18 protein-coding genes and 1 pseudogene are annotated in these 22,298 nt (G+C 73.3%); 10 read left to right on the forward strand and 9 right to left on the reverse strand.

What is annotated here, in order from left to right:
- Window positions 1–166 precede the first annotated feature (166 nt).
- The 6 genes and pseudogenes from trpC (at window position 167) to QQS41_RS09580 (ending at window position 7,544) form a co-directional block, all read left to right on the forward strand.
- Window positions 167–991, forward strand: coding sequence for an indole-3-glycerol phosphate synthase TrpC (trpC, locus tag QQS41_RS09555; protein WP_448852470.1), 825 nt, complete (start codon window positions 167–169; stop codon window positions 989–991).
- Window positions 992–1,293: 302 nt separating this feature from the next.
- Window positions 1,294–2,577, forward strand: a pseudogene (trpB, locus tag QQS41_RS09560) (tryptophan synthase subunit beta); the annotation flags it as partial.
- 89 nt (window positions 2,578–2,666) lie between these two features.
- Complete coding sequence (gene trpA / locus QQS41_RS09565; RefSeq protein WP_448852471.1) at window positions 2,667–3,503, forward strand: tryptophan synthase subunit alpha; 837 nt, start codon at window positions 2,667–2,669, stop codon at window positions 3,501–3,503.
- 3 nt (window positions 3,504–3,506) lie between these two features.
- Window positions 3,507–4,619, forward strand: a complete 1,113-nt coding sequence (gene lgt / locus QQS41_RS09570; protein ID WP_448852472.1) for a prolipoprotein diacylglyceryl transferase — start codon at window positions 3,507–3,509, stop codon at window positions 4,617–4,619.
- A gap of 10 nt (window positions 4,620–4,629) precedes the next feature.
- Window positions 4,630–6,048: a pyruvate kinase gene (gene pyk, locus QQS41_RS09575; RefSeq protein ID WP_448852473.1), complete on the forward strand. Its 1,419-nt coding sequence runs from the start codon at window positions 4,630–4,632 to the stop codon at window positions 6,046–6,048.
- Window positions 6,049–6,407: 359 nt separating this feature from the next.
- Window positions 6,408–7,544 carry an alkene reductase gene (locus QQS41_RS09580; protein WP_448852474.1) on the forward strand — a complete coding sequence of 379 codons (1,137 nt, stop codon included), beginning with the start codon at window positions 6,408–6,410 and terminating at the stop codon, window positions 7,542–7,544.
- 4 nt (window positions 7,545–7,548) lie between these two features.
- Here the strand turns inward: QQS41_RS09580 and QQS41_RS09585 are convergent, their stop codons facing one another.
- The 6 genes from QQS41_RS09585 to QQS41_RS09610 all read right to left on the reverse strand — a co-directional run bounded on the left by QQS41_RS09585 (window position 7,549) and on the right by QQS41_RS09610 (window position 15,194).
- On the reverse strand, window positions 7,549–8,511 hold the full coding sequence (locus QQS41_RS09585; RefSeq protein ID WP_448852475.1) for a TIGR03571 family LLM class oxidoreductase: 963 nt from the start codon (window positions 8,509–8,511) through the stop codon (window positions 7,549–7,551).
- Between the two features lie 5 nt (window positions 8,512–8,516).
- The gene (locus QQS41_RS09590) at window positions 8,517–9,905 is read right to left on the reverse strand and encodes an amidohydrolase (protein ID WP_448852476.1); all 1,389 of its coding nucleotides are present in this window, start codon (window positions 9,903–9,905) and stop codon (window positions 8,517–8,519) included.
- A 100-nt stretch (window positions 9,906–10,005) separates the two neighbouring features.
- Window positions 10,006–10,584, reverse strand: a complete 579-nt coding sequence (locus tag QQS41_RS09595) for a hypothetical protein (protein WP_448852477.1) — start codon at window positions 10,582–10,584, stop codon at window positions 10,006–10,008.
- Between the two features lie 1,068 nt (window positions 10,585–11,652).
- Window positions 11,653–13,050 (reverse strand): DUF4921 family protein, encoded by a 1,398-nt coding sequence (locus tag QQS41_RS09600; RefSeq protein WP_448852478.1) that lies wholly within the window; start codon window positions 13,048–13,050, stop codon window positions 11,653–11,655.
- Between the two features lie 9 nt (window positions 13,051–13,059).
- Window positions 13,060–14,319: a glycerate kinase gene (locus QQS41_RS09605; RefSeq protein WP_448852479.1), complete on the reverse strand. Its 1,260-nt coding sequence runs from the start codon at window positions 14,317–14,319 to the stop codon at window positions 13,060–13,062.
- A 2-nt stretch (window positions 14,320–14,321) separates the two neighbouring features.
- Complete coding sequence (locus QQS41_RS09610) at window positions 14,322–15,194, reverse strand: ABC transporter permease (protein WP_448852480.1); 873 nt, start codon at window positions 15,192–15,194, stop codon at window positions 14,322–14,324.
- 194 nt (window positions 15,195–15,388) lie between these two features.
- On the opposite strand from QQS41_RS09610, the gene QQS41_RS09615 reads away from it, so the two are divergent.
- From QQS41_RS09615 to QQS41_RS09625, 3 genes are all read left to right on the forward strand, one after another.
- Window positions 15,389–15,772 carry a hypothetical protein gene (locus QQS41_RS09615; protein ID WP_448852481.1) on the forward strand — a complete coding sequence of 128 codons (384 nt, stop codon included), beginning with the start codon at window positions 15,389–15,391 and terminating at the stop codon, window positions 15,770–15,772.
- Between the two features lie 418 nt (window positions 15,773–16,190).
- A complete protein-coding gene (gene gdhA, locus QQS41_RS09620) occupies window positions 16,191–17,534 on the forward strand; it encodes an NADP-specific glutamate dehydrogenase (RefSeq protein ID WP_448852482.1) in 1,344 nt (447 codons plus the stop codon).
- A 194-nt stretch (window positions 17,535–17,728) separates the two neighbouring features.
- Window positions 17,729–18,961, forward strand: coding sequence for a serine hydrolase (locus QQS41_RS09625; protein ID WP_448852483.1), 1,233 nt, complete (start codon window positions 17,729–17,731; stop codon window positions 18,959–18,961).
- A gap of 153 nt (window positions 18,962–19,114) precedes the next feature.
- Here QQS41_RS09625 and QQS41_RS09630 read toward each other — a convergent pair whose 3' ends face one another.
- Window positions 19,115–19,408: a hypothetical protein gene (locus QQS41_RS09630; protein WP_448852563.1), complete on the reverse strand. Its 294-nt coding sequence runs from the start codon at window positions 19,406–19,408 to the stop codon at window positions 19,115–19,117.
- 186 nt (window positions 19,409–19,594) lie between these two features.
- Here QQS41_RS09630 and QQS41_RS09635 point away from each other — a divergent pair, with 186 nt between their 5' ends.
- Window positions 19,595–20,350, forward strand: coding sequence for a sulfite exporter TauE/SafE family protein (locus tag QQS41_RS09635; RefSeq protein ID WP_448852484.1), 756 nt, complete (start codon window positions 19,595–19,597; stop codon window positions 20,348–20,350).
- A 211-nt stretch (window positions 20,351–20,561) separates the two neighbouring features.
- Here QQS41_RS09635 and QQS41_RS09640 read toward each other — a convergent pair whose 3' ends face one another.
- Window positions 20,562–21,341 (reverse strand): amino acid ABC transporter ATP-binding protein, encoded by a 780-nt coding sequence (locus tag QQS41_RS09640; protein ID WP_448852485.1) that lies wholly within the window; start codon window positions 21,339–21,341, stop codon window positions 20,562–20,564.
- Window positions 21,338–22,270: an amino acid ABC transporter permease gene (locus tag QQS41_RS09645; protein ID WP_448852564.1), complete on the reverse strand. Its 933-nt coding sequence runs from the start codon at window positions 22,268–22,270 to the stop codon at window positions 21,338–21,340. The genes QQS41_RS09640 and QQS41_RS09645 overlap by 4 nt, the downstream gene beginning before the upstream one ends.
- Window positions 22,271–22,298: the final 28 nt, after the last annotated feature.

A 22,298-nucleotide genomic window follows, 5' to 3' on the forward strand; every position in this document is an offset into this window, starting at 1 on the left:
CGCCCCGCTACGGTTACGGGCGAACACGACGCGCCCCGCGCCCGCCGACCCCGCCGACGCCACCATCGACGCCGGCGGCGGACGGCGGCAGCCGCCGGTCACGGCCGGCGACGGGGCCGGCGCCGACCCGCGGCGCCGGCCGGGGCGCCGAGGAAGGGGAGTGCCCATGACCACCGTCCTGGACGGCATCATCGCCGGGGTGCGGGAGGACCTCGCCGAGCGCGAGGTCCGCGTCCCCCTCGCGGAGATCAAGGAGCAGGCGAAGGCTGCCCCGCCGGCGCTGGATGCGCTGGCGGCGCTGGGCGCCCCGGGCGTGCGGCTCATCGCGGAGGTCAAGCGGGCGTCGCCGTCGAAGGGCGATCTGGCGGACATCCCGGAGCCGGCGGTGCTGGCGAAGGCGTACGCGGACAACGGCGCCGCGGTCATCTCGTGCCTGACGGAGCAGCGCCGCTTCCGCGGTTCGCTGGCGGATCTGGACGCGGTCCGCGCGGCGGTGGACGTCCCGGTGCTGCGGAAGGACTTCATCGTCACGCCGTACCAGGTGTACGAGGCCCGCGCCCACGGCGCCGACCTCGTGCTCCTCATGTGCTCCGCCCTCGACCAGGCGGCGCTGGTGTCCCTGCTGGACCTCACGGAGTCGCTGGGCATGAACGCCCTCGTCGAGGCCCACACGGAGGAGGAGGTCGATCGCGCGGTCGAGGCCGGCGCGAAGATCCTGGGCATCAACGCCCGCAACCTCAAGACGCTCGACGTGGACATGGGCGTCTACGCGAAGCTGGCGCCGAAGCTGCCGGAGGACGTCGTCAAGGTCGCGGAGTCCGGCGTGAAGAACCGCGAGGACCTCTGCGTCTACGCCGCCGAGGGCGCCGACGCGGTGCTGGTCGGCGAGGGCCTCGTCACCGCGGGCGATCCGGGCCGCGCGTGCCGCGAGCTCGTCGCCGCCGGCGCCCACCCGTCGCTGCACTGCGCCGGCTGCTCCGACGACGCGTAGCCCCCTCCGCGTGACGACGGCCGCCTCCCCGGCCGCCGCGCCATCCGCCCGGCGCCGGTCCCCGGCCGCGGCACCGGATGCGTGACGACGGCCGCCTCCCCGGCCGCCGACCCCCGGCCCCGCCCGCGGGGCCCGGACCCTGCCGCGGCGGGGGACGGGCCGCCGGGCGGGGTTCCGTCGTCACGCGAACCCGGCGAATCCCGACCCTTCCGCGCGGACCCACCGGTCCATGCGTCACAATGGTCGGCGTGAGTGAGCAGGACTACAAGAACCACGACGCCCGCGGAGACCGGCTGCCCACCATGGGCGAGGTCATCGCGGAGCGCACCGCGCACGAGCCCGACGACTTGGGGCACTGGGGCGAATGGGGCGGACGCTACCTCCCCGAGGCCCTGATGGCCATCATCGAGGAGGTCACCGACGGCTACGCCAAGGCGCGGGTGGACGAGGGCTTCCGCCGGGAGCTCGACGACCTGCAGCGCGACTACGTCGGCCGCCCGTCGCCGCTGTACCGCGCCCCGCGGTTCTCCGAGCGCGTGGGCGCGCAGGTGTGGCTGAAGCGCGAGGACCTCAACCACACCGGCTCGCACAAGATCAACAACGTGCTGGGCCAGGTGCTGCTGGCGAAGAAGATGGGCAAGACCCGCGTCATCGCCGAGACCGGCGCCGGCCAGCACGGCGTCGCCACCGCCACCGCCTGCGCCCTGATGGGCATCGAGTGCCGCGTGTACATGGGCGGCGTCGACGCCCGCCGCCAGGCGCTGAACATCGCGCGGATGCGGCTGCTGGGCGCGGAGGTCATCGAGGTGGAGCTCGGCTCCGCCACGCTGAAGGACGCCATCAACGAGGCGATGCGCTACTGGGTCGCCAACGCCGACGACACCTACTACTGCTTCGGCACCGCCGCCGGCCCGCACCCGTTCCCGCAGATGGTCCGCGATTTCCAGCGCATCATCGGCGTCGAGGCCCGCCAGCAGATCCAGGCGGCGAACGGCGCGCTGCCGGACGCCGTCGTCGCGTGCGTCGGCGGCGGCTCCAACGCCATCGGCCTGTTCCACCCGTTCATCGACGACGAGTCCGTGCGCATCTTCGGCGCCGAGGCCGCCGGCGACGGCGTCGAGACCGGCCGCCACGCCGCCCCCATCACCGCCGGCCGCCCGGGCGTGTTCCAGGGCTCCTACGCCGCGCTGATGCAGGACGAGGACGGCCAGATCATCGAGTCCCACTCCATCTCCGCCGGCCTGGACTACCCGGGCGTCGGCCCGGAGCACTCGAAGCTCGCCGCCGACGGCCGCGCCGAGTACCTGCCCATCACCGACGCCGAGACGATGGAGGCGTTCTCCGAGCTGTCCCGCATGGAGGGCATCATCCCGGCCATCGAGTCCGCCCACGCCGTCGCCGCCGCGAAGAAGATCGCGCCGCGGCTGCGGGAGGAGCTGGGCCGCGAGCCGGTCATCATCGTGAACATCTCCGGCCGCGGCGACAAGGACGTCACCACGGCGGGCAACTGGTTCGGGCTCTTCGGCGCCGCCGAGGCGGAGGCCCCGGAGCACGAGGCGGAGCGTTGCGACGACGACGGCGCCGCCGCCCGCGGCCGCGCCCACGGCGACAACGCGCCCGCCGACGCCGGCAATCCCGCGCCGGCCGCCGCCACCACCGACGAGGAGGACCAGAAGTGAGCCTGAACGACGTCTTCGCGACGGCGAAGGAGGAGGGCCGCGCGGCCTTCATCGGCTACTACCCGGCGGGCTTCCCGACGGTGGAGGAGTCGGTGGACCGCATCACCGCGATCGTCGACGCCGGCGCCGACGTCATCGAGGTCGGCCTGCCGTACTCCGACCCGATGATGGACGGCCCGGTCATCCAGGCGGCGGCCGACGAGGCGCTGTCGGCGGGCTTCCGCATCCCGGACCTGTTCCACGTCATCCGCGAGGTGACGGAGGCCGGCGGCACGTGCGTCACCATGACGTACTGGAACCCGGTGCTGCAGTACGGGCCGGAGAACTTCGCCCGCGACCTGAAGGCGGCAGGCGGCTGCGGCGCCATCATCCCGGATCTCATCCCGGAGGAGGCGGGCCGCTGGCTCGCCGCCGCGGAGGCCGAGGGCCTGGACACCATCTTCCTGGTGGCCCCGTCGTCGACGCCGCAGCGCCTGGCGATGACGGCGAACGCCGGCTCGGGCTTCGTGTACGCCAGCTCGCACATGGGCGTCACGGGCGCGCAGAAGGCCGTCGATTCGGCGGCCGGCGTGCTGGTGGCCCGCACCCGCGAGGTGACGGACACGCCGGTGGCCGTGGGCCTGGGCGTGTCGACGGGCGCGCAGGCGAAGGAGATCGCGGAGTTCGCCGACGGCGTCATCGTCGGTTCGGCGCTCATCAAGGCGTCGACGGAGTCGCGCGAGGCGCTGGTCGCCCTGGCACGCGAGCTCGCCGCCGGCGTCCGCGGTCGGGATGCGCGTGACGACGACACCCGTTCCGGCGACCGTGCCGAGGCCCCCGGGGACGGTGCCTAGCCGATGACGACCTCCACCGCCGTCACGGCCGCCACCGACGTCCTCGCCTACATCCCGTCGCCGCCGCAGGGCGTGTGGCACCTGGGCCCGATCCCGATCCGCGCCTACGCGCTGTGCATCCTCGTCGGCATCGTCGCCGGCCTGATGGTGGCGCGGAAGCGCTACAAGGACCGGGGCGGCGACCCCGATCTGATGCTCGACGTGGCCATCGCGGCGGTGCCGGGCGGCATCATCGGCGGCCGCGTGTACCACCTCATCACGGACTGGGAGAAGTACTTCGCGCCGGGGCAGAACCCGTGGCGCGCGCTGGACATCACCGCGGGCGGCCTGGGCATCTGGGGTGCCGTGGTCGGCGGCGTGCTGGCGGGCTGGGCCGTCGTGAAGTGGCGGAAGGTGCCGGTGTCACCGGCGCTGGACGCGGTGGCCCCGGCGATCATCCTGGGGCAGGCGTTCGGCCGGCTGGGCAACTGGTTCAACCAGGAGCTCTACGGCGGTCCGACGACGCTGCCGTGGGGCCTGGAGATCTTCCTGCGCGTCGACGAGTCCGGTCGGGTCGCGCCGGTGACGGGCACGTCGACGGGCGAGGTCCTGGCGGTGGTGCACCCGACGTTCCTGTACGAGCTCATCTGGAACCTGCTGGTCTTCTTCCTGCTGCTGTGGGCGGACCGCCGGTTCCGCCTGGGCAGCGGCCGCGTCTTCGCGCTGTACGTCGCCCTGTACACCTTCGGCCGCTTCTTCATCGAGGCGATGCGCACCGACCCGGCGACGACCGTCTTCGGCGGCATCCGCATCAACAACGTCGTGTCGTTGGTCGTGTTCGTCGCGGCGATGGCGGTGTTCGTGGCGCTGCGCCGCCGCACCCGCCCGCACCCGTCGTTCGTCCGCGGCGAGACCGACGATCCCGCCGGCGACGGCCTGCCGGAGCTGACGTGGGAGGAGTCGGTGCTGGCCAAGGAGTCGTCGCGTGACGACGCCTCCCGCCCCGGCTCCGGATCCTCCGCCGCACCCGGCGCCGCGTCGGGCGGCGCGTCCGGCGGCGCGCGGACCGGCGACGGCGGCCCCGGAGACGGCGGCGCCCCCGGCGCCGCCTCGGCGTCGCCGCGCGACGGGGACTAGGGTGGTGACCGTGCAGAGACGAACGAAGATCGTATGTACCCTCGGCCCGGCCGTGGCCAGCTACGAGGGGATCAGGGGCCTGGTCGAGTCCGGCATGGACGTCGCGCGCCTGAACTTCTCCCATGGCGAGCACGCGGACCACGAGCAGAACTACCTCTGGGTGCGTCAGGCATCCGATGAGACGGGGCATGCCGTCGGCACGCTCGCGGACCTGCAGGGCCCGAAGATCCGCCTCGGCCGCTTCGCGGACGGGGAGACCTACTGGGACGACGGCGAGGTCGTGCGCATCACGGTGGAGGACGTCGTCGGCACGCACGACCGCGTCTCCACCACCTACAAGAACCTGGCGCAGGACGCGAAGCCGGGCGACCGGCTGCTGGTCGACGACGGCAAGGTGGGCCTCGAATGCATCGAGGTCGACGGGAAGGACGTCGTCTGCCGCGTGACGGAGGGCGGCCCGGTCTCCAACAACAAGGGCGTGTCCCTGCCGGGCATGGACATCTCCGTGCCGGCGCTGTCGGAGAAGGACGTCGAGGATCTGCGCTTCGCGCTGAAGCTGGGCGTCGACTTCATCGCCCTGTCCTTCGTCCGCTCCCCGGCGGACGTGGAGCTGGTCCACCAGATCATGGACGAGGTCGGCCGCCGCGTGCCGGTCATCGCGAAGCTGGAGAAGCCGGAGGCGGTCGACGCGCTCGAGGCGATCATCCTGGCCTTCGACGCGGTCATGGTCGCCCGTGGCGACCTGGGCGTGGAGGTGCCGCTGGAGGACGTGCCGCTGGTGCAGAAGCGCGCCATCCAGATCGCGCGCGAGAACGCCAAGCCGGTCATCGTCGCCACGCAGATGCTGGACTCGATGATCGTGAACTCGCGCCCGACCCGCGCGGAGGCCTCCGACGTCGCCAACGCCGTCCTCGACGGCGCGGACGCGGTGATGCTGTCCGGCGAGACGTCGGTGGGCAAGTTCCCGCACACGACGGTGCGGACGATGGGCCGCATCGTCACCGCCGCCGAGCGCGACGGCGAGGTGCCGGATCTGACGCACGTGCCCCGCACGAAGCGCGGCGTCATCTCCTACGCGGCGCGCGACATCGGCGAGCGGCTGAACGCGCGGGCGCTGGTGGCGTTCACCAGCTCCGGCGACACGGCCCGCCGCGTCGCCCGCCTCCATTCGCACCTGCCGCTCCTGGTGTTCACCCCGGAGCCGGCGGTGCGCAGCCAGCTGGCGCTGACGTGGGGCGCGGAGACGTTCCTCACGCCGAGGGTGACGTCGACGGACGACATGATGAAGGCGGTCGACGACGCGCTCATCGCGATGCCGGAGTACTCGCGCGGCGACATGATGGTCGTCGTCGCCGGCACCCCGCCGGGGACGGTGGGCAACACGAACATGATCCACGTCCACATGCTGGGCGAGGACGTCACCGGGTAGCGGTCCCCGCACCCGGTTCCGGCCGGTCGCGCGCGCATCGCGGTGCGTGACGACGGCCCCCGCGGCGCCCGCTGCACGGCCCCCGACGGGGCGGTGCGGCGGGCGCCTCCGCGTTGCACGTAGGGTGTACTAAGTCCGGTGGGGCATCGCGGGCCGCCGTGCCCGCGACGCCCGCCGCGGGGCGCCCCGGCGGGGGTGCCCGCGGGACGCACCCTGCGGGGGCGCGCCCCGGCGCGCGGGACGGCCCCGCGACGCGAACGACCCCAGGCGCGCGGGACGGCCCCGCGACGCGAACGACCCCAGGCGCGCGGGACGGCCCCGCGACGCGACACGAACCGCGAGGAAAGGCGGCGCCGCAGATGCCCGATTTGTTCGAGCCCTTCACGTGGGGGCCGGTGGAGCTGGCCAACCGTGTCGCGATGGCGCCGATGACGCGCCTGCGGTGCGAGTCCCAGGTCGCCGACGAGCTGCTGGCGGAGTACTACGCGCAGCGGGCGACGGCGGGGCTCATCATCACGGAGGGCACGTTCATCTCCCCGGCGGCGCGCGGCTTCGCGGCGGTGCCGGGCATCTGGAAGCGGTCGCAGGCCGACGGCTGGTCCATCGTCGTCGACGCGGTCCACGCGAAGGGCGGGCGCATCATCGCGCAGCTGTGGCACGTTGGCCGGATGTCGCACCCGGCGCTGCAGCCGGGCGGGCTGCCGCCGATGGGCCCGTCGGACATCCCGTCGACGCGGGGCCGCTGCTACGTCTTCGACTCGACGGGCACGCCGCGGTTCACGGAGCCGTCGCAGGAGGTCCGGCCCATGACGGTGGAGGACATCCACACGGTCATCGACGACTTCGCGTCCGCGGCGGCCCTGGCGATGCAGGCGGGCTTCGACGGCGTGGAGATCCACGCCGCCAACGGCTACCTGCTGGAGCAGTTCCTCAACCCCGGCGTCAACGTGCGCGACGACGAGTGGGGCGGCCCGGACATCGCCGACCGCGTCCGCCTGCCGTTGGCGGTCGTCGACGCCGTCATCGACGCGGTCGCCGCCCGCGGGGGCGGGGCCCGCCAGGTCGGCATCCGCCTGTCGCCCTACGGCACGGCCGGCGACATGCCCGTCCACGCGGAGGTGGAGGCCACGGCGCTGCACCTGGCGGAGCAGCTGCAGGCCCGCCGCGTCGGCCACGTCCACTTCGCCGACCAGTCGACGACGTCGGCCAAGCGCGACATCCCCGCCATCCCGGACGACCTGCTGCGGAGGTTCCGGGAGCTCTACCGCGGCATGGTGATCGTCACCGGCGGGCAGGACCGGGACTCGGCGCAGCGGCTGCTGGACGAGGGGCTGGCGGACGTCGTCGGCTTCGGCCGCCCCTACATCGCCAACCCGCACCTGGTGCGCCGCCTGCGCGAGGGCCTGCCGCTGGCGGAGGCCCGCGAGGACCTCATCTACGCCCAGGGCCCCGAGGGCTACGTCGACTACCCGGAGTACGCGGACCCGGCGGAGTAGCGGTTCAGGAGGGGAAGGCGGGCAGCACGTGCTCGCCGAACTCCTCCAGCACCTCCGGCACCGGGCGGCGCGAGGAGCGGAGGTTCACCACCATGTGGTCGACGCCCGCGGCCTCCATCTCCCGCAGGTAGGCCACCAGGAAGCGGCGGCCGGCGCGGAAGCCGTGCCGCAGCGGCTTCGCCGGCGCGTCCGGGTCGGCGTCGAGATCCACCGACAGTTGCGTCAGGTACGGCAGCGCCCCGCGCCCCGCCTCGGCGGTCATCCGCCGCCACTGCGCGACGTGCGCCGCGGTGCGGTCCTGATCCTGCGGGTAGAACAGCCAGCCGTCGCCGTGGGCGGCGATCCACTCCGGCGTCTGCCGGCAGTGGCCCGTCACGATGAGCGGGATGCGGCGCCCGCCGACCGGCTTCGGCAGCATCTCGACGCCCATCTCCACGCCGCCCCAGCGGTTCGCGGTGGTCATCGGCGTGCCGGGCTCCCACAGCGCGCGGATGTAGTCGACGGCGTCGGCGAAGCTGCGCTGCCGCTCGGAGCGCTTCTGCCGGAACGCGGGGAACTCCTCCTCGCGGTCGCCCGTCGCCACGCCCAGCGCCACGCGCCCGCCGGACAGGACGTCGAGCGTCGCCGCCTGCTTCGCGACGTGGATGGGGTGGCGCAGCGTCAGGATCGCCGAGCCCGTCGCCAGGCCGATGCGGCTCGTGTGCGCCGCGACGTACGACATGTGGACGAAGGGGTCGTAGATCTGGCCGGCGTCGCGGAACTCGTAGCACAGCAGCGGCACGTCCCGGAACCACAGCGTGTGGAAGCCGGCGTCCTCCGCCAGCCGCACCCGCGCCAGGTCGTCGGACATGTCCGGCACCGGGCCGTCGTTGGTCAGCGGCTCCGCGACGCCGAGCGTCAGGCGGCCGACGGGGAAGGAGAGGCCGGGCGCGGTCGCGTCGCCGGGGGAGGTCCCGTCGTCACGCATCGCGCCTACTCCCGCGAACCCCAGTCGGCGGGCTCCCCGCGCAGGCACGCGAGGACGGCGGCCGCGGCGGAGTACGTCGTCGACCGCGACGTCGGCGCGTAGTCCGGCAGGAAGGTCGGCATGTGGTTCGACGGCACGTCCTCCAGCACCCGGTCGGCGGCGACCGCCGCGTCCCACTGCTCCCGCGGCGTCGCGCCGACCGTCCAGTACAGGTACGGCGAGCCCAGGCCCAGCGGGATCGCGCTGAAGTCCTCGGAGGCGGTCCAGCGGGCGGCGTCGACGACGTCGTCGCCGAAGACCTCGTCGAACGCGGCGCGCACCGTCGCGTGGACGCCCGGATCGTTGTCCGTGACCTCGCCGTGGTCGGTGTAGGTGAACGTCGGCTCGCCCGGCGCCCCCGACGCCAGGCACTCGCCGCGCACCACCCGCTCGATGGCGGCGATGAGCGTGCGGCGGACCTCGTCGGAGTAGAAGCGGATGTTCAGCACGATCCGCGCGTGCCCCGGGATGGTGTTGTTCGAGTTGCCCGATGTCAGCGTGCCGACGCTGACGACGGCGAAGTCGTGCGGGCTCACCTCCCGGCCGACGATGCCCTGCAGGCGGATGACGACGTGGGCCGCGATGTACGTCGGATCCACGCCGTTGTCCGGCATCGAGCCGTGGGCGGAGCGGCCCGGGATGTCGATGGTGATGGTGTCGCAGCCGGCCAGCGCCGGGCCCGCCGTCGTCATCACCCGGCCCGCCGGGCCCGGCACGACGTGCAGGCCCAGGCAGGCGTCGGGGCGGGGGATGAGGTCGGCGAGTCCGTCGTCGATCATCGACTGCGCGCCCGACGCCGTCTCCTCCGACGGCTGGAACAGGGCGATGAACGTGCCCGACCACTCGTCGCGCGTGTGGTCCAGGATGTCGCACGCGCCCAGCAGCGCGATCATGTGGTGGTCGTGGCCGCAGGCGTGCATGACCTCCGACCGGACGCCCTCGCGGGACACGCCGACCGCGGTGGAGGCGAACGGTTCGCCCGTCTCCTCCTTCACCGGCAGCGCGTCGATGTCCGCGCGGTACAGGACGACGGGGCCATCGCCGTTGCGGAACACGCCCACCAGGCCGTGGCCGCCGATGCCAGTGATGACCTCGCAGTCCCAGCGGCCCAGCTGCTCCGCCAGGAACGCCGCCGTGTTCTCCTCCACGCCCGACAGCTCCGGGTTGCGGTGCAGGTGCTCGTAGACCTCCCGCTGCCAGGAGAGGTCCGCGCCGTGGGAGGCGAGGACGTCGGCGACGGAGCGGGCGGCGCCGGCGCCGGTGGTGGCGGCCGCGCCGGTGGTGGCGGAGGCCCCGCCGTTCCCGGCGTCCGGGGTGGTGCGGTCCGTGGAATCTGCGGTGGAGGTCGTGGTCATGGGCGCAAGTGTACCGACCGGTCCAGTCCCGTCCCCGGGGAGGGGAGGGGCCGGACCGGTCGGCGGGGGTCGTGCATCGGATGGGGAGGAGGGGCGGGACCTACTTGCCGCGGAGGCGGCGCGAGGCGCGGGCGCCGAGGTGCGCGTGCTCGTCGGCGGGCAGGACGTGCTCGCCGGTGCGGTCCGTCGACAGGGCCAGCGAGGAGATGCACAGCACCTCGCCGTCGGGGCCGCGCTGCGCCGACGCGATCATGTCGGGGCGCTCGAAGGGGGCGTCGGTGACGCAGCAGTGCAGCTCGTCGTCGACGGGGTTGCCGTGCTCGTCGAAGTGCGGCAGCTCGATGCCGTCGTCGATGCGGCGCAGGTACCAGCGGCCGCCGGTGGCCACGGCCATCGCGACGGTGACCGCCACGGCCAGGCCCGCCGCCAGCAGCGGGGAGTACGGCTGGATCCAGGAGCCCAGCAGGCCGAAGTACGCCGCGATGGAGACGCCGCCGGAGACGACGACCGAGGTGACGCCGACCGGCACCAGCTTGTCGAGCCGCTCGCGCCACGCGTCCGCGTCCGGGACCTCGGGGCCGGCGACGAGCAGGACGACCGAGCCGCCCCCGGCTTCCGCCCGGGGCGACGGGGCCGGGGCGCGGGAGCCGTCGTCACGCATCGGATCGTGACCGGCCATCACGCGCCGCACGCGTCGGGCGCGCCGACGCGCTCCTTCGGGGGCGCCCGGTTCACCGGACTCGATGACTCGGAGAGCCGTGACCTCAGGGCCGCAGGCACGGGGTGCCGGCGGGCTCCGCCATCACCTACGCAGCCTAGGGGACGGGGATTACGCGCGTGTTAAGTGCGCGGCCCTGCGGGGCGTTCTGCCGGTCCGCCTGCGTTTCGGCGTGGTGCAGGGCGGTGGGGCAGGGGCTGAGGTGCGGTGAAACGCAGGATTTCGGCCCGATTTTCTGCGTGTGAGTGCAGTCCGGCCCGCTCCGGAGCACTCCGTGTAGCGGTCAAACGCAGGGGACTGCTCGGCCGGCACGTCGGTTTCGTTCGGACCGTCACCGCGCCGGGCGACCTTCCGGGGGCGGGAGCCGCGGCTCGTTCGTTCCCGGAGGGCGCAGCCCGTCGCCGGTCCCAGCCCGTCGCCGGTCCCAGCCCGTCGCCGGTCCCAGCCCGTCGTCGGTCCCAGGTCGCGCCGGCCGCGGGTCAGGTCGGCCGCGGGTGCGACGCCATCGTCGGCCTGGGGCGGGCAGGCCACGGGCTGTGATGGCCGCGATGGTGTGCCGATGTGCCGATGACTGCCCTTCGGCGCACTCGGAGGGGTGCCGAAGGGCAGTCATCGGTACGTTTCGGGCCTGATTTCGTACCGATGGATGACACTCGGCGCCCGGGTGAACGGCCTGTACGACACTGAAACGCACGCATTGGAACTGGGGCGTTCGCGGCCGGAAGCCCGATCGCCGGAAACGTGGCTCAACGGCCCGTAGGCGGGGGCAGGTGCGTTCCGGAACCGACGTCCACCGGTCCGCTGAAAAGGCGCGAGAGGGCCGTCTGCGGCGTCCCGCGAAAAGCGCCCCGACCCGCGGAAACGGGAGGGGCGCCTGGGGCGCATGTGGTGCCGGCCAGGGAAAGGACGCCGCGGGGGCGCGAGCCTGCGGGCGCCCGGGCGCATAGAGGGTCCGGGCGCAAAGAGGGCGCGGGCGCGCGGAAGGGCCGGGCCGGGGAAGGACGCCCCGCCCCGCCCCGCCCCGCTCGCCTACAGCCGCGGGGCGTCGTCGACCAGCGGGTTGTAGCGCAGGGAGTTCGGCCGGCACCGGCATTCCGTCGCAACGCGCAGGCCGCGGTCGACGGACCCGGCGGCGCGCAACCGGTACAGCTGCGACACGACGCGGTCGCGCAGGTCCCACGGCGACAGGGTGTTGAGGTAGATCTTCGTGCCGCCCTCGAACCCGGCGAGGTTGGAGACGCGCCACTTGATCATGATGCGCCACGGCATGCGGACGTCGAGGTCGACGGGGCGGTGGTGCCATTCCTCGTTGCAGGGGACGTCGGCGCCGGCGGCGGCGTGGCAGGCGTGGACGAGGTCGGACATGGCGGCGACCTCCTCCTCGGACTGGAGCCAGGGTTCGCAGGTGGCGGACTTGGAGTAGACCTCGAGGGTCGGGTAGCGGTGGCCGAAGCCGGCGAAGGCGACGGCGTGGTCGTTCTCGGCGATGATGAGGTTGCGCCGGGCGGCGTAGTCGACGGCCCAGTCGTTGTACATGTTGGGGTTCTTGCGCAGGCGGGCGATTTCGTGCGCGAGCTGTTCGCCGTGGGCGTCGATGGCGACGAGCTGCTTGTGCAGGTGGTCGAAGGAGGCGCCGGCGGGCTTGAGCCAGTTCTGGAAGGCGGCGACGTAGCGGACGTAGCGGTTGCGGCGGTACAGGTCGGCGATGGAGTTGACGGTGTACTGGATGAAGGCGCGGTGCTCCTGGACGGAGAGGGCCCCGGAGGAGGCGAGCTGGTCGTCGTGGGTGGCGCCGTCGCGGAAGTGGCGGCGGGCGATGATGACGTCGTGGCCGCCGGCGAAGTAGCCGGGGGCGCGGGTGAGGAGATCGTCGTCGCCCATGGCGTCGACTTCGGCGGGGTGGTGTCCGGCGGCCTTGAGGCGGGTGCGGACGATGTTCAGGACGTGGTCGCGGCCGGCGTCGTCGGCGAGGTAGGCGCGCATGCGCTCGAGGACGTCGGCGTCGGGGGTGAAGCCGTAGTTGTCTCGCCAGTAGTCGTAGGTGACGATTTCGAAGAGGTTGGGGACGCGGCGGAATTCGGCGACGGTGTCGTGGACCTGGCCGGGGAGGACGCCGGTGATTTCGCGGTAGCCGTGGCCCATGTCGCGGATGCGGAGGCCGCCTTCGAGGCCGCCGGTGGGGGCGGGGGCGCCGGATTCGTGGACGACGCGGGATTTCTCGGGCGGCGTCATCAGCGGGTTGGCGGAGCCGAAGGCGTCGCGGCGGTCGAAGTCGTCGGGGGTGAGGACCTGCGGTTCGGGGCGGCTGATGCCGAGGGGCCGGTTGCCGCGTCCGGGGACGGTCCAGACCTCGGTGCCGGAGAAGGGGTTCAGCTGCTTGACGGTGCCGTCGGCGAGCGTGATGAGGGGCTCCGCGAAATCCTGCATGGTCCCAGCTTAGGCCCGGCGGCGCCGCAGGGCCCGGCGGGTCAGGTCGGCGCCGGCGTCGCGCAGCGCGTCGCGGGTGCGGTCCATGGGTCCGCGCAGGGTCGCGGTGTCCGCGGTGCGCGTGACGACGTCCGCCGCGGCGTCGATGCGGCCGGCGGCGATGGCGACGGGCACGTGGCGCGGGGCGGCGAGGTCGAGGACGTGGCCGACGACCTTGCCGGCGCCGGATTGGGCGTCGACGGCGCCTTCGCCGGTGATGACGAGGTCTGCGCCGTCGATGAGTCCGGGCAGGCCGGCGGCGCGGGCGACGTGCTCGGCGCCGCGGCGGGTGGCGAGGTGCCCGCCGGCGGCGCGGACGAGCCAGTCGATGCCGACGGGCACGGAGCCGGCGGCGCCGTAGCCGGGTCGGCGGGGGTCGGCGCCGCAGGCGCGGCACCAGTCGGCGAGGTAGGCGGCGAGCCAGGCGACCTGCGCGTCGTCGGCGCCCTTCTGCGGGGCGAAGACGGCGGCGCAGTCCTCGGGCGTCGTAGTGACGTCGAGGAGGAGGGTCCAGCGCATGCCGCGCAGCCGCGGGTCCAGGTGGTCGGGGAGGGGCTTGACGACGGGTCCCGCCGCCGGCGCGCCGGGCGCCGCGGGCCGCGCGTCGTGCCCGGACCGGCGGTCGGCGCCGCCGGACCCGCCGACCTCGGAGCCGGCGGACCCGGCGGCGTCGGAGGGCGAGCCGGACCCGCCGGCCGCGGAGCCGGCGGACCCCGCGCAGGAGCGGGAGGCCGGGCCGAACGCCCCGAGCGCGGCGAGGATGCCGCGCCCGCCGTCCGTCGTCGCCGACCCGCCGAGGCAGAGCGTCACGTCGCGCACGCCGTGCTCCAGCGCGTCGAGCAGGACGAGACCCGTGCCGTACGTCGACGCCCCGGGCGCGTCGAGGACGTCCGACACCGCCGGCAGGCCCGACGCCGACGCGAGGTCGAGGACCGCGGAGTCCGGCTCCGGGCCGGGGAACCACTCGGCGACTGTGGGGCGGCTGGCGGCGTCGACCGTCGCGACGCGCCGGGCGGGCCCGGCGGCGAGGAGGGCCGCGGTGCCCTCGCCGCCGTCGGCCATCGGCACGGCGACGGCGTCGGCCCCGGCGTCGCGGGCGCCCGCGGCGAGGGCGGCGGCCGCCTCTGCGGCCGTGGCCGTCCCCTTGAAGCTGTCGGGGCAGCAGATGACGCGGAGGGTGGCGTCGTCAAGCGATGGACGCGGGGGAGGCTGCGGACCGTGGGCGCTCATGCTCACATCCTGCCCGCGGCGACCAGGCGCATGACGGCGGCGTTGGCGACCGCGGCGACGGCGAGGATGCCGAGCATGACGAACAGCTGCATCACCGCCGCGTCGACCAGCGACGCGCCGCCCAGGATCATGCCCACGAACGCGCCTGGGATGGTGACCATGCCGACGGTGCGGGTGGCGTCGATGGTCGGGCCGAACGCGGTGAGCGCCGCGTCGCGCAGCACGTGGAGGCGGGCGCGGCGCTCCTCGAAGCCGAGGGCGATCGCCGCCTCGACCTCGCCGAGGCGGGCGCGCAGCTCGTCGTGGCAGCGCCGGCCGGTCAGCGACGTCACGGTCATGCCGTTGCCGATGAAGATGCCGGCCGTCGGGATGATCGCGATGCCCTCCGGCGGCACCACGCCCGCCACCGCCAGCGCCGCGGTCATGGCGACGGCGAACGCGGCGACCGGCAGCGTCGTCCAGAACGTCCTCACGATGCGGGCCCGCAGCTCCGCGCGCCGCACGTCCCGTTCCGTGGCGGACGGATCGTCGGCCGGCGACGGCGCCACGGCGGCCGCGGAGTCGACGTGCCGGTCGACGCGCCCCTCCATCCGCGGATCGTGGCGCGGCGAGCCCGCGGAGATGCGCCCGTCGGCGGTCCACGCCGCCACCCACGCCATCATCGCGATGAACGCCACCACCGCCCACGGCCTGCCGACGATGACGACCAGCAGCGCCGCCAGCGCCAGCAGCTGCGCGGCCGCGCGGACGGCGGCCCACGGGACCTGGCGCCACAGGCGCGTGCCGGACGTCCACGTCACCGCGGCGGCGATGACGGTCAGGACGACAAGCGCGACGTACAGGGGAGGGCCGGGGGTGAGGAGGGAGGAGCCCATGGCCCCGACGCTACCGGCGGACGCGGGGCGGACCGAGGGGTGCGGGTGCGGGTGCGGTGCGCGGGATGCGGGTGCGCGTGACGACGGCGACCGCGCCGCGGCGGTCCCGCCGGATGCGCGGCCGCGCCCGCGCGGTCCCGCGGGCGGCGCCGCGGGGGTGGCGGGCCGGGGTTTGCAAGGCTAACCTCACCGGCATGACTGCCATCGTCTTCGACTGCCTCGTACCCGCCGACGGAGCCGACGCCCTCGCCACCGCGTTCCGCGCCCGCCTCGACCAGCTCATCGCCGACGGGCGCCTCTCCGGCGCCGACGTCGCCGTCGCCGACGCCGACGACGACGCCCAGCTGGTGGAGCAGTGGGAGCGCCAGCACCCGGACGAGGAGTGCGCGGGGCGCGTCGTCAAGCGCTACGAGCTGACCGTGCGCGACGTCGACGGTTCCCTCAACTCCCTGACCATGCAGCTGGCGAAGCTGCTGACGCCGGAGAAGGACCTGCCGCCGGACCCCGCCATCCGCGACGTGCACGACACGATCGAGGAGATCGCGACCTACCCCTGGGCCGTCAACGTCCTGCCCTGACCGTCGCGGCGGCCGGGCTAGCTGCCCGGCCCGTCACGGACTGGCCGCCACGGCGGCCGCACCTCCCCCGGAGGGGAGCCGGCCCGCCGCCGGGGCCCCGCCCATCCGCCGCCCCCGCGGCACCCCCGACCCGCCCCGCGCCGCCCGCGTGGGGCGGGTCGACGTGCATCCGCGCCGTTTCCGCCGTGTTTCAGGATCGTAAAAGGTGAGCTGGGTCATATTTCGGCGGCGTCAATCGTAGCGCGGATTTAACACTCCCGTTTCCCAAGGGGGCCGCACCGTGAAAGAATGGCATCCGGCATTTCAATCCCGTCCCGGCCGAGAGGCCGCCCGGAACCGACCTGCGCGCACCGCACACCACCGGCCGCCGCACGTCCCCGGACGACGACCCCGGCGGGCCGTGCAGAAAGGTGAATCATTGAACGTCGATGAGAGGGTCGCCGACTTCTACCAGGAGGTGCTCCGCCGCAACGCCGGCGAGCCCGAGTTCCACCAGGCCGTCTCCGAGGTCCTGGACTCCCTGAAGATCGTCCTGCGCAAGGACCCGCACTACGGCGACTACGGCCTGGTCCAGCGGCTCTGCGAGCCCGAGCGCCAGATCATCTTCCGCGTCCCGTGGGTCGACGACGCCGGCAACGTCCAGGTCAATCGCGGCTTCCGCGTCCAGTTCAACTCCGTGCTCGGCCCCTACAAGGGCGGCCTGCGGTTCCACCCGTCCGTGAACCTCGGCATCATCAAGTTCCTGGGCTTCGAGCAGATCTTCAAGAACTCCCTCACCGGCCTGCCCATCGGCGGCGGCAAGGGCGGCTCCGACTTCGACCCGAAGGGCCGGTCCGAGCTGGAGATCATGCGCTTCTGCCAGTCGTTCATGACCGAGCTGCACCGCCACATCGGCGAGTACCGCGACGTCCCCGCCGGCGACATCGGCGTCGGCGGCCGCGAGATCGGCTACCTGTTCGGCCAGTTCCGCCGCCTCGCCAACGAGCACGAGTCCGGCGTCCTCACCGGCAAGGGCCTGACCTGGGGCGGCTCCCTCGTCCGCACCGAGGCCACCGGCTACGGCACCGTGTACTTCACCGACCGCATGATGAAGTCCCACGGCGAGTCCCTCGACGGCGCCAAGGTGCTGGTCTCCGGCTCCGGCAACGTCGCCATCTACGCCATCGAGAAGGCGCAGCAGCTGGGCGCCACCGTCGTCGGCTTCTCCGACTCCTCCGGCTACGTCTCCACCCCGGACGGCGTCGACGTCGAGCTGCTCAAGGAGATCAAGGAGGTCCGCCGCGGCCGCGTCTCCGAGTACGTCGCCGAGGCCGAGGGCGCCGAGTTCCACGAGCACGGCAACATCTGGAAGGTCGCCTGCGACGTCGCCCTGCCGTGCGCCACCCAGAACGAGCTGAACGGCGACGACGCCCAGACCCTCATCGACAACGGCTGCCGCTACGTCGCCGAGGGCGCCAATATGCCGTCCACCCCGGAGGCCGTCGAGAAGTTCCGCGCGTCGAAGATCCACTTCGCCCCGGGCAAGGCCGCCAACGCCGGCGGCGTCGCCACCTCCGCCCTGGAGATGCAGCAGAACGCCACCCGCGACTCCTGGTCCTTCGACTACACCGACCAGCGACTCAAGGGCATCATGGAGAACATCTTCGCCGCCTGCGAGAAGACCGCCGCCGAGTACGACCACGACGAGGACTACGTCATCGGCGCCAACATCGCCGGCTTCAAGAAGGTCGCCAACGCGATGCTCGCCCAGGGCATCATCTAGGGCGGTATCCCGCCCGCCCGACGCCATCTCGCGGATCCGCCCGATCCGCGCGGCGGCGGAGGGCCCGTCCGCGCAGGTCGCGGACGGAACCGGCCCCGGCCCCCTTTCGGGGGAGCCGGGGCGGACCCATGTCGGGAGCCCCGATACCCTCACTCCGTCGCAATGCAGGTGTCCCCGAAAGGCCAGCCCCTCCGATGAGCCCCCTCCCCGCGCGCCCCGCCCGCGTCCGCGCCGCCGCCCTCGCGGCGGCCGTCCTCCTCGCCGGCGGCTCCCTGTCCGCCTGCGTGAAGGAGCGGGGCCCGGCCGACGACGGCCCGCCGCCGAAGCCGTGGGAGACGCTGCAGGAGCAGAAGTGGGCCGACGCCCAGGAGATCATCGACGACACCGTCGAGGAGGCCGCGCAGTACGGCATCGACCTCGGCGTGTGGGTCCGCGTCGTCGGCGGCCCGGAGGAGGGGCGCACCGCCGAGGGCGGCGAGCTGGACGAGGTGTACGCGGCGTCGACGATCAAGGCCGCCGTCATGGCCACCGCGGTCCACAAGTTCGGCGACGACCTGACGGAGACGGTGACCGTCGACGGCGACGACATCGTGCCGGTATCGGTCGCCGGCTGGGGCCAGTACACCGTCGGCCAGCTGCTGCAGAACGTCTCCAGCTACTCGTGCAACACGTCGGCCAACGCGCTCATCGACGCCGTCGGCGGCTTCGACGAGATCAACGACTTCCTGGAGTCGATGGGCGTGCCGCCGGAGTATCACATCGTCAACAAGCTCTTCATCCCGAGCGAGTCGGGCGAGCGCAACACCATCTCCCCGGAGGCCGCCGGCATCTTCATGACCCGGCTGCAGGAGGCCGCCGACGGCGACCCGTACGAGGACTTCATGAGCGTCGACGACGCCCGCCAGCTCCTCGGCATCTTCACCTCCGGCGGCTGGCAGCGCACCGGCGGCTACGTCGGCCAGTCCGCGCAGAAGACCGGCGACACCGCCGAGCACGCCCACGACATGGGCATCCTCTACACCCCGGGCGGCGCCATCGCCTTCGGCGCGATGACGACGTTCGAGGGCTCCTGGAACGAGGCCGTCGACGCGATCATGGCCCGCATGGGCCAGCGCCTGTACAAATCCCTGCCCGCCTGGGGCGAGGTCGCAGGTGACGACGCGGTGCCGACGTGGTGGAACCCGTTCCGCCCGGACGTCGAGCCCGCCGATCCCGGCAGCGTCGAGCTGACGGCGCCGGAGGAAGAGACGACGACGTCGGCGACGACCGCGACCGACGACGCGACGGGCTCCGGCTCGGGCTCGTCCTCGTCGTCGGGCTCGTCGTCCGGTTCCGGCTCGTCGGGCTCCGGGTCTTCCGGCTCCGGCGCGGCCGGCGGCTCCGGCGGGTCGGGCGCCGTCGACTCCGGCGCCGGCGCGGAGGAGTAGCGCGGGGGAGCGGCGCCCCGCGCACGCGAAGAACCCCGCGCACGCGAAGAACCCCGCGGCGGACTCTCGTCCGCCGCGGGGTTCGCCGTCATGGGGAGGCCCCTCGCGGGGTGCCGCCGGCCCGTGCACCCGGGCCGGCGGCGGGGTCACGGCCTAGTGCTCGTCGTAGTGGTCGCCGTGGGCGGCGTGACGGTGGCCGTCGTGGACGTAGTCCACGTGATCGCCGTGGGGGACGGCGACGTGGCCGCAGCCCGGGCCGTGGACGTGGTCGCCGTGATCCTCGGCCTGGACGTGGTCGTGGGTCTCGCACTCGACCCACTCGCCGTTCAGCTCACGGTGGATGTGGCCGTCGTGGGCGTAGTCGATGTGGTCGCCGTGCTTGAACGACACGTGGCCGCAGTCGGGGCCGTGGACGTGGTCGTGGTTCGGGTGGACGGTGGCGGTCATCGTGATCTCCTCCTCGTGGTCGGCGGGCCCGTGAGAGGGGCGGGCCCTTCCTTCGGTTTCCATTAAAGCCCCGATTAATGGAAAAAGCACGTTGAAAACTATTGTCGCCATAGGTGAAAACGATTGTCATTTGCAGGGGCCTGACCTGCGTCATCGGGATCGGCCCCGGGGCGATACCATCGGCCCATGGAATTCGGAGCCGTGGCACTGGTCGTCATCCTCGCCGTCGTCCTCGTCGGCGCGCTGCTCCAGCGCGTCTCCGGCATGGGCCTCGGCCTCATCGGCGCCCCCGTGCTCAGCCTCCTGGTCGGCCCCGTCGCCGGCGTCCTCATCATCAACGTCCTGGCCGCCGTCAACGCCGTGTTCCAGAGCTGGTCGGTCCGCGAGCACATCGAATGGCGCCGCTTCTGGCTCATCGGCCCCGTCATGATCGTCGGCTCCATCCCCGGCGCCTGGGTGGTCATGAACACCTCCACGCCCGTGCTGCAGATCCTCATCGGCGGCCTGGTCCTGCTGGGCCTCGGCGTGACGACGTTCCGCCGCACCCAGCGCCGCGTCGACGGCGCCGGCTACGCCCTGGCCGCGGGTGCCGCGGGCGGCTTCATGAACACCCTCGCCGGCATCGCCGGGCCCGCCATCACCGTCTACGCCCAGGCGGCGCAGTGGCAGCAGCGCACGTTCTCCGCGACGCTGCAGCCGCTGTTCTTCGTCTCCGGCGTGGTGTCCCTGGCGACGAAGGGCTTCTCCGGCGGCCTGCCCGTCATCATGGACGTGCCCTGGTACGTGTGGCCCGCTGCCCTCCTGTGCATGCTCGCGGGCATCGTCGCCGGCACCCGCATCGCCCGCCGGGTGCCCATGCCCGTCGCCCGCCGCATCGCCCTCGGCCTCGCGGCGTCGAGCGCCGCGGTCACCCTCGTGCGCGGTCTGACGCAGCTCGCGTGACGACGGGACCCGCCCCGGCCCCGTGGCCGGGGCGGTCGCCGTCGTCACGCAAAAGACACGTGACCGCGGTGACCCGATCGCACCGCGCAACCGACGCGCGCCCCGCGCCCCGCGCACGCCCCGCGCATGACGACGGGGCCGCCGGCCGCGCGTCCGCCGCGCGGCCGGCGGCCCCGGAGGCGAGGGGGACCGGCGAACCGGAATCCCGGCCTCAGAGCAGCGACGACATGAAGTCGCGGGTGCGCTGGTTCGCCGGGTCGTCGAGCACCGCGGAGGGCTCGCCGATCTCGACGATGCGGCCGTCCTCCATGAACGCCACCTGGTCGGCGACTTCGCGGGCGAAGCCCATCTCGTGGGTGACGACGATCATCGTCATGCCCTGGTCCGCCAGGCCCCGCATGACGTTCAGCACCTCGCCGACCAGCTCCGGGTCGAGGGCGGAGGTCGGCTCGTCGAACAGCATGAGCTTCGGCTTCATCGCCAGGGCGCGCGCGATGGCGACGCGCTGCTGCTGGCCGCCCGACAGCTGCACCGGGTAGGCGTCGGCCTTGTGGGCCAGCCCGACCATGTGCAGCAGCTCCATCGCCTCGTCCTCCGCCTTCGCGGCGTCGACGCCCTTGACGTGCACGGGCGCCTCCACGATGTTGCCCAGCACCGTGCGGTGGGGGAAGAGGTTGAAGGACTGGAACACCATGCCGATGTCGGCGCGCTGCTTCGCGGCGTCGCGCTCCGAGATCTCGTGCAGGACGCCCTCGCGCTCGCGGTAGCCGATGAGGTCGCCGTCGACGTACAGGCGGCCGGCCGTGATCTTCTCCAGGTGGTTGACGCAGCGCAGCAGCGTCGACTTGCCGGAGCCCGACGGGCCGATGAGGCACGTCACCGAGCCCTTCGGCACCGTCAGGTCCACGCCCTTCAGCACCTCCAGGCGGCCGAAGGACTTGCGGACGCGCTGGGCCTCCACCATCGGGCGGGCCGGGGTCGTCGCGGTCATCGCGGATCCTCCTCGTTGAACTTGCGCTCGTCGGCGTCGACGACGCGGGTGTTGGCCGGCGGCACGCCCTCCGCGTCCGCCAGCGCCGCCAGCTGGCGGGCCGTCAGCTGCCGGGTGGCGCCGCGGGCGAAGTACCGCTCCAGGTAGTGCTGGCCCACCATCAGGATGGAGGTGATGACCAGGTACCACGTCGCGGCGACCAGCAGCATCGGCACCGGCAGGAACATCTCGTTGGCGAAGTCGGTGGCGCGGCCGTACAGCTCCGCCGTGTATGGCACGGCGATGACCAGCGACGTGGTCTTCAGCAGGGAGATGAACTCGTTGCCCGTCGGCGGGATGATGATGCGCATCGCCTGCGGCAGCACCGTGCGCCGCATCGTCTGCCACCAGCTCATGCCCAGCGCCTTCGACGCCTCCGTCTGGCCCTCCGGCACGGCCTGCAGGCCGGCGCGGACGATCTCCGCCATGTACGCCGCCTCGTTGAGGCCCAGGCCCAGCACGGCGAGGACGAAGGTGTTGGCCAGCACGTCCTCCAGGTTCACCTCGGCGAATCCGCCGACGCTCACCGACTGGTAGATGGTGCCCAGCAGGCCCCAGAACACCAGCTGCACGTAGATCGGGGTGCCGCGGAAGATCCACAGGTAGACCCAGGCGATGGCCGACAGCACCGGGTTCGGCGACATGCGCAGCACCGCCAGGACGGCGCCGCCGACGATGCCGATGATCATCGCCAGCACGGTCAGCGCCAGCGTGTGCAGCGCGGCCTCGGCGATCTGGGTGTCGAACACGAAGCGGAAGTAGACGTCCCACCGGTACGCCTCGCGCCCGGCGGCGTCGACGACGAACCAGATGGCCAGGGCCAGCAGGACGATCGCGGCGATCCAGCGGCCCGGGCGGGGCAGCGGCTTCGCCTTGATCTCCTGGTTCAGCTCCGCGGCGGTGGCCTCCCGCCTCGGG

Source organism: Corynebacterium sp. 335C (assembly GCF_053525695.1).